The organism is Bradyrhizobium sp. GW821-FHT13H05 (assembly GCF_058804065.1).
On record NZ_JBXAPO010000015.1, the window covers coordinates 67,120 to 79,615 of the forward strand.

At 62.4% G+C, this 12,496-nt stretch carries 19 protein-coding genes and 1 tRNA gene; 5 read left to right on the forward strand and 15 right to left on the reverse strand.

The window, feature by feature from the left end; all coding sequences use genetic code 11:
• Window positions 1–39: 39 nt before the first annotated feature.
• Window positions 40–459, forward strand: coding sequence for a translational machinery protein (locus tag AC1RR3_RS31390; RefSeq protein ID WP_492827959.1), 420 nt, complete (start codon window positions 40–42; stop codon window positions 457–459).
• Between the two features lie 30 nt (window positions 460–489).
• On the opposite strand, the gene AC1RR3_RS31395 is transcribed toward AC1RR3_RS31390, so the two are convergent.
• From AC1RR3_RS31395 to AC1RR3_RS31430, 8 genes are all read right to left on the reverse strand, one after another.
• On the reverse strand, window positions 490–684 hold the full coding sequence (locus tag AC1RR3_RS31395; protein WP_492827961.1) for a hypothetical protein: 195 nt from the start codon (window positions 682–684) through the stop codon (window positions 490–492).
• 794 nt (window positions 685–1,478) lie between these two features.
• On the reverse strand, window positions 1,479–1,859 hold the full coding sequence (locus AC1RR3_RS31400; RefSeq protein WP_492827963.1) for a hypothetical protein: 381 nt from the start codon (window positions 1,857–1,859) through the stop codon (window positions 1,479–1,481).
• 151 nt (window positions 1,860–2,010) lie between these two features.
• Entirely contained in the window at window positions 2,011–2,748 is a 738-nt protein-coding gene (locus AC1RR3_RS31405; RefSeq protein ID WP_492827965.1) for an outer membrane protein, read from the reverse strand.
• Between the two features lie 165 nt (window positions 2,749–2,913).
• Window positions 2,914–2,990: transfer RNA gene (locus tag AC1RR3_RS31410), tRNA-Pro, on the reverse strand.
• 75 nt (window positions 2,991–3,065) lie between these two features.
• Window positions 3,066–3,548: a DUF192 domain-containing protein gene (locus AC1RR3_RS31415; protein WP_492827967.1), complete on the reverse strand. Its 483-nt coding sequence runs from the start codon at window positions 3,546–3,548 to the stop codon at window positions 3,066–3,068.
• 222 nt (window positions 3,549–3,770) lie between these two features.
• Entirely contained in the window at window positions 3,771–4,433 is a 663-nt protein-coding gene (locus tag AC1RR3_RS31420; RefSeq protein ID WP_492827969.1) for a cold-shock protein, read from the reverse strand.
• Window positions 4,434–4,632: 199 nt separating this feature from the next.
• The gene (locus tag AC1RR3_RS31425) at window positions 4,633–5,394 is read right to left on the reverse strand and encodes an SIR2 family NAD-dependent protein deacylase (protein WP_492827971.1); all 762 of its coding nucleotides are present in this window, start codon (window positions 5,392–5,394) and stop codon (window positions 4,633–4,635) included.
• A gap of 105 nt (window positions 5,395–5,499) precedes the next feature.
• Window positions 5,500–5,757, reverse strand: coding sequence for a hypothetical protein (locus AC1RR3_RS31430; RefSeq protein ID WP_492827972.1), 258 nt, complete (start codon window positions 5,755–5,757; stop codon window positions 5,500–5,502).
• Between the two features lie 295 nt (window positions 5,758–6,052).
• On the opposite strand from AC1RR3_RS31430, the gene AC1RR3_RS31435 reads away from it, so the two are divergent.
• Window positions 6,053–6,217, forward strand: coding sequence for a hypothetical protein (locus AC1RR3_RS31435; RefSeq protein ID WP_018457755.1), 165 nt, complete (start codon window positions 6,053–6,055; stop codon window positions 6,215–6,217).
• Between the two features lie 68 nt (window positions 6,218–6,285).
• Here the strand turns inward: AC1RR3_RS31435 and AC1RR3_RS31440 are convergent, their stop codons facing one another.
• Entirely contained in the window at window positions 6,286–6,576 is a 291-nt protein-coding gene (locus AC1RR3_RS31440; protein WP_492827974.1) for a hypothetical protein, read from the reverse strand.
• A 282-nt stretch (window positions 6,577–6,858) separates the two neighbouring features.
• Here AC1RR3_RS31440 and AC1RR3_RS31445 point away from each other — a divergent pair, with 282 nt between their 5' ends.
• Both AC1RR3_RS31445 and AC1RR3_RS31450 read left to right on the forward strand, forming a co-directional pair.
• Entirely contained in the window at window positions 6,859–7,089 is a 231-nt protein-coding gene (locus AC1RR3_RS31445) for a hypothetical protein (protein ID WP_492827976.1), read from the forward strand.
• 77 nt (window positions 7,090–7,166) lie between these two features.
• Window positions 7,167–7,292: a hypothetical protein gene (locus tag AC1RR3_RS31450; RefSeq protein WP_492827978.1), complete on the forward strand. Its 126-nt coding sequence runs from the start codon at window positions 7,167–7,169 to the stop codon at window positions 7,290–7,292.
• Here the strand turns inward: AC1RR3_RS31450 and AC1RR3_RS31455 are convergent.
• The 5 genes from AC1RR3_RS31455 to AC1RR3_RS31475 form a co-directional block, all read right to left on the reverse strand.
• The gene (locus tag AC1RR3_RS31455; RefSeq protein ID WP_092182310.1) at window positions 7,289–7,486 is read right to left on the reverse strand and encodes a hypothetical protein; all 198 of its coding nucleotides are present in this window, start codon (window positions 7,484–7,486) and stop codon (window positions 7,289–7,291) included. The two genes, AC1RR3_RS31450 and AC1RR3_RS31455, sit on opposite strands and share 4 nt — an antisense overlap.
• Window positions 7,487–8,193: 707 nt before the next feature.
• Window positions 8,194–8,337, reverse strand: coding sequence for a hypothetical protein (locus tag AC1RR3_RS31460; protein ID WP_492827980.1), 144 nt, complete (start codon window positions 8,335–8,337; stop codon window positions 8,194–8,196).
• Window positions 8,338–8,349: 12 nt separating this feature from the next.
• Window positions 8,350–8,487 (reverse strand): hypothetical protein, encoded by a 138-nt coding sequence (locus AC1RR3_RS31465; protein ID WP_492827982.1) that lies wholly within the window; start codon window positions 8,485–8,487, stop codon window positions 8,350–8,352.
• 525 nt (window positions 8,488–9,012) lie between these two features.
• On the reverse strand, window positions 9,013–9,309 hold the full coding sequence (locus AC1RR3_RS31470; protein ID WP_007591377.1) for an HU family DNA-binding protein: 297 nt from the start codon (window positions 9,307–9,309) through the stop codon (window positions 9,013–9,015).
• 254 nt (window positions 9,310–9,563) lie between these two features.
• A complete protein-coding gene (locus AC1RR3_RS31475) occupies window positions 9,564–10,388 on the reverse strand; it encodes an AraC family transcriptional regulator (RefSeq protein WP_492827985.1) in 825 nt (274 codons plus the stop codon).
• 110 nt (window positions 10,389–10,498) lie between these two features.
• On the opposite strand from AC1RR3_RS31475, the gene AC1RR3_RS31480 reads away from it, so the two are divergent.
• Window positions 10,499–12,055, forward strand: a complete 1,557-nt coding sequence (locus AC1RR3_RS31480; RefSeq protein WP_492827987.1) for a carboxylesterase/lipase family protein — start codon at window positions 10,499–10,501, stop codon at window positions 12,053–12,055.
• Here AC1RR3_RS31480 and AC1RR3_RS31485 read toward each other — a convergent pair.
• Window positions 12,039–12,446 (reverse strand): GFA family protein, encoded by a 408-nt coding sequence (locus tag AC1RR3_RS31485; protein ID WP_492828187.1) that lies wholly within the window; start codon window positions 12,444–12,446, stop codon window positions 12,039–12,041. The genes AC1RR3_RS31480 and AC1RR3_RS31485 overlap by 17 nt on opposite strands.
• Window positions 12,447–12,496 lie beyond the last annotated feature (50 nt).

A 12,496-nucleotide genomic window follows, 5' to 3' on the forward strand; every position in this document is an offset into this window, starting at 1 on the left:
CCGGCGTCGGCGACCTCCTCCCGGACAAGGCCAAAGCACATGCCCTCCCATTTTCACGCTGTGGTATGGATCGACCACTCGCAGGCCAGGATATTTCATCTCGGCTTGAGCGGCTCCGACGAGATCACGCTGCATCCGCAGCTCGCAACGCGCCATCTTCATCACAAGGCCAATGCGATCGGCAGCGGCAACGCAGCGGCTGACAAGGCGTTCTACGCCGAGGTCACCAAAGCCCTCGCCGATGCCGGCGAAGTCCTGATCATCGGCCCGGCGAGCGCGAAGACCGAACTCGGCAGTCACATCCATGCGCACGCGCCCGAGCTCGCCAAGCGGATTGCTGCCGTGGAAGCAGCCGACCATCCTTCCGACAACGAAATCGTCGCCTACGCGAAGCGTCACTTCAAAATTCCGCTGCCGCGCGTGCAAGCACCTGGATCGGCGGCCGGCGAGCGGCACTGAGATAGATCTCGACGGAGTGCGGGCGGCCCTCTAGGCCGCCGCTTCGCTGTCGTACTCCGTGAATTTCTTGTAGATCCAGTCGCGGCCGTCGTGCCGACGCCAGACCTTGCCGACCACGAGCTGCCCGTTGATCGAGCGGCGCGGTACGATCACGGTCCAGAGGTGCCAGATCTCGGTCCAGTTTGACTTCGGACCAGCGGTTTTGAAGTTGCGCTCGAAAGACATGACGCAGAACTCGCAGGATATGAGCGTAGCAACGAACTGTGACCTTGTGTGAGCACGGATTTCAGGCAGCCCATCGCAAGCCGGCGCCGATCTGATAACAATCACCGAGGCGACCGCAACAACCGCTCACCCTTAACCTAACCGATCAACCTTACTTGCCTGGGTTAGTGGCGAGACCAGTTGAAAGACCACGCTGGATTTTCTAGAGTGCGTGCACGATTTGAGAATGAGCGCGCCGTTTTGGATGCGCGGAAATTTTTGAACTGACGTCGAATTTGATAACTGGAATTTTGAAAAAGACTTACTGGCTGGGGCAACCACAAATGAATTTGCAATGTGCATGTTTGCGCTTGGCGGTGCGATCGACGCCGCCTGCTCCACTCATCAGGACGTCGGTTCAGGAGCCGCCGAAGCCCGCCAACGACAACCATGTGGTCTGGCCGTTCGTGCCGTTTCCGCCCGGCTGGCACGCATCGAGCTGATTGGCCGGATCTGAAAAACGTAAAGCCTGAAAAGCGCAACGCCGCGCAAGCGGAATATCATCGCTTGGCGGCGTCCGTTTAGATATTGGGCGCTGAAATCCCCAATACCCGTATGTCTATGGCGACAGCCAAAGGTTCGATGCAACTTGAAGAAATCTGCACGGCAGGCCCACCCCAATGCCTTGAAAAATCACGCAGAAGTCGCGTGGCGCGGAGAATGAACGCCAGGGCTTCGCAAGGCTTCCCGCCTGTTTCAGGCCGGGTGTCTCACGACGCAATAGGCCATGTGCCCACTCCGGCCATCAAGCCCGGTTAGACGCCGGCGCTGGATGCACCCTGGGCATTCGTGCCGAGCGAGCCTTGCGCGTTGTAGGTCTGTCCCGTCTGATTGCCTTGGCTGTTTTGCGCGCTTGCCGAGGTCTCGACCTCGGTCGTGCCGTCGGAATAGGTGATCGTGGTGGTGGTGATGCCGTCGATGGTGATGGAGACCTCGCTGACGACAGTCTTGGCCGAACCACCGCCGCCCGAGCCCGAGCTTCCGCCCGCCGATTGTGAGGATGATGTCGCCGAGGTCGAGGACGTCTCTGACGCCGATGTCGCTGCTGACGATGATGTCGCTGATGACGACGACGTGGCGGTCGAGGCTGACGTCGTCGCCACCGCATTGGTTGATGCAATCGCACTGATCGACATGAAAACCTCGCCTGAGGGAGCCCCGGGCGCAGCAACGGTTGCGCGCCTTATTCTCCCCTTCAACGCGGCGGGCAGACGAATCAGGCGCTGGCGGCGCGGAAAATTCGATTGCCATCGATTTCCGCGCCCGAGGCCAGCAACAACGTTTCTATCAGTAGTGGTAGTTCACACCGACCGTCGCGGCATGGATCGTGTCCTTGAGGTGGGCTACCGTGATGGTGTCGGCCGGACTGATCAGCTGGATCGGGCCCTTCGTGCCGAAGTCGTGGTAATTGTATTCGACGTTGGCCGACCAATCCGTCGCGAATGCCCATTCCACGCCGGCACCCAACGTCCAACCGGTCCGCATCACCGACGCGCTGGGATCGATCGCGAAACCGGCGGCCGGACTGACATACGCATCATCGACCTTCTCGTGCGTCCAGGCGACACCGCCGCGCGCGTAGAACAACCAGCCTGAGCCATAGGCGTAGCCGAACCGTGCGGTGACCGAGGCCAGGAAATCATTCTTGAGGCCGAACCGCGCCGGCACGACGAGGTTGCCGAGCGCGGGAAATATCACATTGCTGCCATGGTGGCTCGAGAGGCTCGACCATGCAGCGCGGCCTTCGACGCCCGCGACCCAATTGGATGCGAATTGATGGTCGCAGCCGACCTGTCCGCCGCCGACGAAGCCGGCCGCGCCGAAATCGAGCGTGCCGCCGGCACTGTTGATCGTGCGATCGTCGCTCGCGACGCCGCCGAGATGACCGCCGATATAACAGCCGGTCCAATCGAAGGTAACTCGAGCCACTGGAGGCGCCTGTAGCGCGCGATCAGCCGCAGATGCCATCGTCGTGGACAGGGCGAAAATCGCCACACCGCAGAGAGCTTTCAACATGTCCGTCATTCCCCCATTGCACGCGCAGAGATAGTGCACGCGAGGCTGACGCGGAGGTTGCGTGGCGGACAACATGTCGCGGCAATGCGCGGCCGCCCTGACGCCCAGCGGCGACGGAGGGAGAATCCGCGGGTCGAAATGTCCGGTGAGTTGAAGGAGGTTCAAGCCCGGGACTGGTCGGGGCAGCTGGATTCGAACCAACGACCTGCAGTACCCAAAACTGCCGCGCTACCAGGCTGCGCTATACCCCGAATGTCCGGTGAGCCCCGTCGATACACGCTTCCAGGCGCGCCAGCAAGGCTGGCAATGCGCCTGGCCGGGCCGCCCTATTTGCCGGCGAACAGCGGATGTTCGACGCGATCACCCGGACGGATGCCGTATTTCTGCGCCGTCCCCGCCACCACCTCCAGGACCGCCCGCGCAGGCCCCTCGGACGAGATAATGCTGGTCGACAGCGGCTCGGTCTTTTCGGCGATCCGCAGGATGCTGCCGTCCGCGCGGATGAAGATCATGTCGAGCGAGACATAGGTGTTCTTCATCCACATCGACACGTCCTGCTCGGACTTGAAGTCGAACAGCATGCCTTTGCCGTCGGCCAGCTCCTTGCGGTACATCAGCCCGGTCTGCTTCTCCTGCTCGGTTGTCGCCATCTCCACCGAGAACGCCCGCACGCCGTTCGCCGTGACGATCTTGAGTGGATGGAAACTGGCGGCGTCGATCGGTGCGCTCGTGACCGCGAAACCGGCGATGACGAGAATCGCGGCGAGCCAGCCGGCAAAACCCTTCGTAAATTCCTTGGCAAAACGCATGAAACGACACTCGGCGGCGTGTGAGACTGGATCAGTGCTTACGCGGGGCCTCCCGGAAAAGCCAGAGGCGCGCTGGCTGGCCAGCGCGCCTCTGCTCACGATTGCGGGAATTGGCGTACGCTAGAGCGTTTTCGAGCGAAGTGGATACGGGTTCGCGTCAAGAAAACGCGTCGAAACTAGAATCTAGAGTCCCGTTCCGATTCCATCGGAACGGGAAAAGCTCTAGTGCGACTGCAGGCCCGGCGATCCGGTCTCGGGATGGATCTCGGCGGCCATCATGCCCTTGGAACCGGGCCCAAAGCGAACCAGCACATATTGGCCGGGGCGCAACTCGGTCATGCCAAAGCGGCGCAGCGTCTCCATGTGCACGAAGATGTCGGGCGTGCCCTCACCGCAGGTCAGGAAGCCGAAGCCGCGCAGCCGGTTGAACCATTTGACCTGCGCCCGCTCGAGCCCGCTGGTCGGGGTGACCGTGACATGGGTGCGCGGCGGCAACATCTGGGCCGGATGGATCGCGGTCGACTCGTCCATCGAGACCACGCGGAAGGCCTGGTAGCCCTTGGCGCGCTGGATGCACTCGACGACGATGCGTGCGCCCTCGTAAGCGGTCTGGAAGCCGTCGCGCCTAAGCACGGTAACGTGCAGGAGCACATCGGGCCACCCATTGTCGGGAACGATGAAGCCGTAGCCCTTGGAAGCGTCGAACCATTTGATGACGCCATGGACTTCGACGAGGTTCGCGCTCGCCTCGCCCAGTCCGGTGAAGGGGCTCAGCGCGCTGTCGCGGCCGGAGCTGCCATGCTCGCCCGGCGTCAAACGCCCTGGCGAAGTGCCCTGCCCGGGAACTCCAAGCTTCTTGGACTCAAATCCGTCCGACGACCCCATAACCCCGGACCCCACACATGCCATGCAACCCGCCACATTGGCGGCGCTCGAATCACGCGTCTTAAGAGAATGTTCTCAATTCGACGCGACGCGAATCTTTCGACTCAAAAGATAACACTCCCGGTTGCGACGCATAGATAAAAAAGAGATTCGCCGGAACCTATGAACAGCTTGCACAGCCGCGAATCAAATTAACGCCTCAATTGGCGACAAAGGGTCCGAGCGTTTCGCCGATGTCGTGGCGGATGACGAGGTCGGCGATCTCGTCCTGCTCTGTCGGCTCGCGATTGATGATCACCAAACGTGCACCGGCGTTCTTCGCCATCATCGGAAAGCCCGCCGCTGGCCATACGACGAGCGAGGAACCGATCGCGATGAAGAGGTCGCAGGCTCGCGACAGCTCACTTGCGCGCTGCATTTCATCCTCGGGCATCATCTGGCCGAACGAAATCGTGGCGGTCTTTACCGGCTCATCGCACATGGTGCAGTTGGGTGCGGCGCCCTCTTCGTCAAAACGGCGCTTCACCCAGTCGAGCTGATAGGCCTGCCCACATCCGATGCAGCGCGCATAAGTGGTATTTCCGTGAAGTTCAATCACGTGCTCCGCAGCGAAGCCCGAGGCCTGGTGCAGATTGTCGATGTTCTGGGTGATGATGGCGGGAACCTTGCCGGCGCGGTAGAGCGAGGCAAGCGCGCGATGGCCGCGGCCGGGCTTGGCCGCCGCAAAAACCTCCTCCATCGCGAAGCGACGGCGCCAGGATTCGTCGCGCGCGTCCTGGCTGGCGACGAATTCGCCGAATTCGATCGGGCGGTAGCGCGTCCAAATTCCGCCGGGCGAGCGGAAATCGGGGATGCCGCACTCGGTCGAGATGCCGGCGCCGGTGAACGGCACGATGGTCCTGGCTTCGGCGATCATGTCACCGAGACGTTCAACACCGCTGCGAAGATCCGATGCAATCATGGGCAAGCCATCCCTTGTCCGAGCACGGCTCTATAGCATGCCCGCGGTGGATGTTGCCGTCACCTCGTGACGCCCGCGACCTGCCTTACTGCAGGTAGGCGCGCGTCAGGCCGCCGTCGCGACGTCGTGCTTGTCCGCGTCGTCCCTGTCACGGCCCTTATCGTCTCCCTTGTCGCCTCCCTTGCGCGGCTTCGGCGCGAGCGCGGCCTTCTTCGCCGGCTTGCCATATTGGGAGAGTCTTTCGAGCTCGGCCTCGAGCTCCGCCTGCCGCGCAGCAACCTTCTCCAGCAGCTTTGCGTTGGCGCGCTCGCGCAGCTCGGCCAGCTCTTCGATGCTCAACGAGTCCCGATCGATCTTCGCCATCTTTGGCCGCCTGATTTGTTCTTGCGATTTGCGTCTGGGGCTAGCTGGGTTGCATGCAAGCGACAAGATTGTTGACGTTCTTATCCACCGCCAAGACGACGAAAAGCAAAACGAAAAGAAAAACATGGGCGGCAATTTTTTCCGCCCTTCGCTTATCACAATCCTGCAATGCCTCCTCCCCATTGACGCCCCAATCAGAAGCGCCAATGCATGTGTTGAACGCGACTCAGGGTGATGCGGCGGCAGTGCTTGAGTTCAGTAGTGCACACATACTCAGGTGTAGAGGGGATTTGACATGACCGAAGACGAACAGCGCAAGATCCGCGAACGCGAAGAGATCGCCGCCCGTGTCGCCGCCTTCCGTGCCACGCAGGAAAAATTCAAGCGCGAGCGCGAAGAGTATTTCGTCTCGACGCTCGACAACGCCCGCAAGGCGGAACGGCCCTCGCTCTGGCCATAAGTCAGTTCTGATCGATGCACATGAAAAAAGCCCGGAGCATCGCTCCGGGCTTTTCATTTGTTCAGCCGTTACCAGTGACGGTAATAGTGGTGGTGCCGGTAGTACGGCCCGCCACCGTAATAGGCATAAGGGCCAGGGCCGTAGTCATAATAGGCGGGGCCGCCGTAATAGCCGTAGCCCGGACCATAGCCGTACGGATGGGACGCGGCGACAGCGCCCGCGGTGATCGCGCCGGCGGCGAGGCCAAATGCGAGGCCCGGGCCGATGCCGCGACCGCGCGCCTCGGCGGGCGCAGGTGCCGCAACCGCGGTCACGCCGACGGCTGCGACGGTGGCCAGAACTGCCAATGTCTTCTTCATACTCTCCTCCTTCACATCTGCTGAGACAACGCCCCCCGCCTGCGATGGTTGCGCGGGATGCGGAACCGAAAGCCGTCAAAAAATCTCGCTGGAGGCGGAACGAAAGTGCACTGTCCGTATTGAAGCTGGGAGTGCAGAGCCTCCGCTATCCGGTAGAGGCGACAGCACGAAAGCCCCGTCAGTATCCTCCGCGATGCTGGCGGGGTTTTCCGTTTCAAGAAAGCAAATGGCAGCAGACATCAATTGCTGCCAACGGAATGGAGACACTGGGAGGACCACCGATTGCCGATATCCGCTTTGCTGGCCCGCATCCGCCGGCTTGTTCCCAGATCGGGCGATGAGCACTACGACGAGATCGTCCGCAATTTCGGAGTCGGTACGCTGCGCCCGCCTTCGGCTCCGATGAGCGACGGCGAGCTGGCGCGGGCGATCGCCGAGTTCCTCAAGCAGGCGCCGTCGAGCAAAACCGTCGCGACCCTCGGCCGACGGCTCGATCCCACCACTCCGCTGTGAGCGGGTATTTATTCGCGAGCCGGGAACAAGCGTTTCGCGCACACGTTAAGGTCGTCTTCGTGCAAGTGAGACCCGAGATGCCCGTCTGGCTCGAAGTTCTGCTCAACCTGTCCGGCTATGCCGGCTTCGTCGCGCTCGCAAGCAGCGGCGCCTCGTGCCGGCGCGCGACTGCCGACGATCACATCTACGGCGACGAGCGCTAGTTGGCGTGCGGCGCCTGGCCCGCCGTGCGCACCAGCCGGTCGGCCTTGACCGCGACGCGGGTGTCCTCGAGCTGCGGCCGCAGCGAGAAGCTGATCACCACGAAAGCGAGGCAGAAAAGCGTGCCGACGATAGCAACGCGCCGGTAGGTGTGGCGGTCGCCCTGGTAAAAAGACGGTTCTGAAAAAGGTGTCATGGCAAAAGCTGCTTCTTGGCAAAGTCGTTCTTGTCCTTGCAAGAACACCTACTCCAAGCAGCGCCAAGCGCAACGCGATTGGGCTTTTAACCTAACCGAATAGGGTTATCGGCTTCCGCACAAGCTTTCGTTAGCAATTTGCGCACGCGTCAGCGTGGCGAGCGCTGCGAAAACCTGGGCCGCACCGGCGGACGATCTGCCGACCGGCTTTGTTCCAGCTTCGACTCCATTTCGTTCCCGAAGAACGAATCGGAATCGAAGAAATCGGCGCGGAGCAACTCCTAACAACTGGTGTCGATCGCGCGTACCAATGCGCAGTCACATCGGCTCGAGGGATTTCGATTGCGGCAGTGGCACCTGCGGCACCGACGGCCTGCCTGTGCGAACCCGCGGATGCCGATTGGACCAAGCCAGTTCTGCGATCTCGACGAACGTCTCGACAAACCAGCACGCGTCCATGTCGCTCTCCCGCTGCTCGTTCCCTAGGCGGAGACGAGAGTGGGACCGCGCGACACCTCTCGCTGGCTCGTTCTGACACAGGTGCGGCATCGAGATTCAAGCAGACCCGACTTGTTCCGCATCCGACTCCATTTCGTTCTCAAAGAACGAATCGGAGTCGAGAAAATCGGTGAGATTCGTTTCCTAACGATCGATGAAAACGCGCGCCGTCTCGTACTCGGCGGCAGCCATCTTCGGCGACAGGAATTTCAAGACGACGTAACGACGATCACGATGACCAGCTTCGGATCGGCCACGCGGCCAACATCGCGCGCGTCTGTTCGCGGAGGTCCGGCCAGGCGCGTACTCAGGAACAGGATCGCGCCTGCCGGTTGCCGCGTGCCGTCGATCACGGCCGGGCCGCCTCAAGCCGCCTTCTTCGCCTTGTCCTTTTCGGAGAAGCATTCCAGGATCTGGATGCGGAGTTCCTCTGCGGCCGGGCCCTCGACCTTCCTGAGCACGTTCCAGAGCCTGATCACTTCGCGCTGTTTGTCGACAGTCATGAGTCACCTCCAAGGTTAGCCATAAGAACAAAATGAGAACAAAAAGTCCAGACCTCCGCGCACGTTTTCCCGCGCAATCGCCTTGAACCTTTTCGGAACCGCGCCGACCCACGGGAGCTGGGGATTTCAGCGCCCAGTCATATGGCAGCGCCGCCTGACGAACATACTCCGTCACCGCGGCGCTGTTGCTTTTTGGATTTTCAACCTTAAGTTAGAACCACTCGCTGACGGCCAGGCGCTGAAATCCCATCGCCGTCAGTTCGGAAAGCCCCGTGCGAAAGCGCGGGGTTTTTCTTTGTCAGGCTGAACGATCTCGCCGTCCGACGTGAACCTTTCTTCGCGCTCGCGCGTCTCATCAATGAAGCTTCCCCCAGGCTTCACCCCATCAGAAAGCCCCGCTTCCCCCCGGCGGGGTTTTCGCTTTTGTGGACTGCGCGCCGCCGGCCGCGCAAAACACGAAAGCCCCGTTCCGAGGCCATCGGAACGGGGCTTTGAGCGCACGCAAATGGCGCGCGAGGGTCTGGATCAGACGGAGTCCTTGGCCACTTTCAGCGGCGAGGCCTTCACCGACTTGCTCGCCGGCTTTGCGGCAAACTGCATCGGCTCCTTGGTGAAGGGATTGACGCCCATGCGGGCTTCGGTCGCCGGCTTGTTCACGACCGACATCTTCACGAAACCGGGAATAACGAACTCGCCGGACTCGTTGAGCTCCTTGTAGCCGACCGTCGCCATGTACTCGATGACCGACTTCACGTCGTTCTTCGAGAGCTGCGTGCCCTCGGCAATCGCATCGATCAATTGAGTCTTGGTCATCTTCGCCATGTCAAAAATCCTTTGGATTGGGGGCGCGGGAGCTGTGAGGAAACTTGCCGGGCACGCGACAAAGCCGCGCAGCGCGCTCTGTGGTCATGCCATCGGTCAGGAAGTCACCGGGCTTAGAACCCATCGAGGCCGAAAACGCAAGCCGCAGTTTGACGGGAGTTCCGCCTCTTTTGGGGGCCCCTGCCCCGTATTGACCGTAAGGGTGCGCGCTATATCAGCCACGACATGACGAGGTGATTCCGCACCGCGAACGGTCAGGAATGAGACGGCTGTGACCCCGCCTCTCGCGCGACACTGTTGATATACGCGGCTGGTGGCTTTCCCAGCGCCTTCCTGAACATCGTGATGAAGGCCGTCACCGATTCATAGCCGAGGTCGGCCGAGACCTGCTGCACGCTCGCGCCCGCGGCGAGCTCCCGGATCGCGACGATCAGATGCAGCTGCTGGCGCCAGCGTCCGAAGGTCAGGCCGGTCTCCTTCACCACGAGGCGCGCAAGACTGCTCTCGCTGAGCGCGACGTGCCCCGCCCATTCCGCCAGCGTGCGACGGTCTGCCGGATTGTCCGCGAGCGCTGCTGCGATGCGCATCACACGCGGCTCGCTCGATAGCGGCAAATGTAATTGCTGCACCGGCATAAGCGGTAGCTCACCGAGCAGCACGCCGATCAACCGCTCCCGCCTCGCCTCGTCGTGCTGCAGACCATCGGACAGCTCGACGATCAATTCGCGCAGCAAGGGCGAGATCGAGATGGTGCAGCACTGCTCCGGCAATTGGACCAGCTCCGCCTCGATGTACACGAAGAACAGCCGCGCATTCGCGGTGGCGCGATTGCTGTGCGCCATGCCGCTCGGGATCCAGACCGCACAATGCGGCGGCACCATCCACAAGCCGCTCGGAACGCGACAGGTGACGCCACCGCCGAGCGAGACCACCAGCTGCCCCTTGCGATGGCTGTGGTCCGGCACCTCGCCCTTCGTCCCGTCGGCATCGACGCGCACGGCAATGACCGGCGCGGAGCGATCGTCCACATCCAGGTCGAGCCAGGGGTAACGCAGCGGGTAGCGAAGCGGCTGTCTCATCATTGACTGTTTTTAGCGATCAGTTGCGATTATACGCAAATTCATCCATCCGGAAAGCCGATAGATCTCACATCGCCTCAAATCAAGGAGATGCGACCGTGCATGGCCCGATGATCGCCACAGCCGCCGGACTGGGCCGGCTGGTTCGCACGCAAGCCGGCCAGGTGCGCGGCCTGCCTCGCGACGCCAGCGGCGTGCTGGCGTTCAAGGGCATTCCCTACGCCGCACCGCCGATCGGCCCGCTGCGCTGGTGCGCACCTCAGCCGCCGGCGCCCTGGCATGGCGTGCGCGATGCGCAGAGCTTCGGCGCGGGGTGCCTGTCGTCCCTTAAGAACGATCCTCGGCCGGGGCCACGCGCTGAGGACTGCCTTTATCTCAACGTCTGGACATCAGCGACAACGGCCGACGAGAAGCGGCCGGTGATGGTGTGGATTCACGGCGGCGGATTCCAGTTTGGCTCCTCGGCCAATCCCGCCACCGATGGCCGCCTGCTGGCAGACAGAGGCGTTGTCGTCGTCAGCTTCAACTACCGCCTCGGCATTCTTGGCTTTCTCGCCCATCCCGATCTCGATGCAGAGGCACCATCAGGCAATTACGGCCTGCAGGATCAGCTCGCAGCGCTGCGCTGGGTCCAGGCCAACATCGCCGCCTTCGGCGGCACCCCCGATAACGTCACCTTGTTCGGCGAATCCGCCGGCGCCATGGCCGTCGGCATTCTGATGGCCTCGCCGCTCGCGCATGGCCTCTTCCACAAGGCCATCGGTCAAAGCGGCGCATTCTGGGACGGCCGGCGCGGCCCTCTCCAAGGTTTCGACGAAGCCCGCGCGCGCGGCCTCGCTTTCGCGCGTTCGCAAGGCAACGCGTCGATCGCGGCCTTGCGCACCATGCCGGCCGAGCAGCTGAACGCAGCCGCGCCCTGGAGTTTCGAGCGCGACCACGTCACGGCCGCGTTCTCACCGAGCATCGATTGTCACGTGATCCCGGACGTGCCCGCGCGACGCTTCCTCGAGGCTGCCCAGATGCACATCCCCCTGCTGGCCGGCTGGAACAGCGCGGAGGAATTCCCCTTCATGTCGCAATCCCTTCCCGCGCAATCGGCGCAAACCTTTCGCGCCGCAGCCGGGCACATGTTCGGCAAGGAGCACCTTGCCGATTTTCTGAACCTCTATCCCGCCGACACCGACGCGCAGGCCAGGGTGTCCGCCGCCGCGCTCACGGGCGACATGGTGGTCGGCGAGCAGTGCTGGCAATGGCTGCGGATGCACAGCGCAAGCCGTCGCACGCCCGTCTACGGCTACCATTTCAACTACACCTCGCCTTACACGCCGATCGCCTCGCACGTCACCGACATCCCCTTCGTGTTCGGCACGCTGACCCCGCAAGGCGTGATCGGCAGCACCCTGCCGCCGGCCGAGGCTGACCGCGCGCTGTCGCAAGTAATGATGAGCTATTGGGTGAATTTCGCAATGTGCGGGGACCCCAACGGGCCCGGCCTGCCGCCCTGGCCGGCTTACGACGAGACCGATGTCGTGCAGATCCTCGGCACCACGATCGAGGCCGGCCCCAATCCGCAAGCCGATCGCTTCGGCTTCCTCGGCCGTTTCAGGAAGAACGGCATTCTTCCGATGCGCTGGCGCAAGGCAGCTGACGTCAGTCCGCCGGGATGAAGCGCAGCGTGCCGGCGCGGCGCGTCGGCTTGCCGGTGTCGTTGGTATGATTGATGCCGTCCATGACGGGCACCTCGGGGAAATCGAACGGGCTCACCCCGTCCAGGCACGCCACGTTGACGGCATAGAGCGTCGTATCGGATCGCCGCTGATGATGGGTGTAGATGCCGCAGCGGGCGCAGAAGAAGTGCTGCGCAGCTCCGGTGTGAAAGCGGTAGCTCGTCAGCGCCTCCTCGCCCTTCAGGAATTTGATCCCGCCCATCTCCGCCATGACGACGACGGCGCCGCGCATCCGGCAGTAGGAGCAGGTGCAGCGGCGGATCGAGTTGAAACCGTCGCTCAGCGTCGCCTCGAAACGCACCGCGCCGCAATGGCATTGGCCGGCCAACATGGTCTTGTCGCTCACCTCAAGTCTCCTGCTCGGATCGATGCGATTGGTTC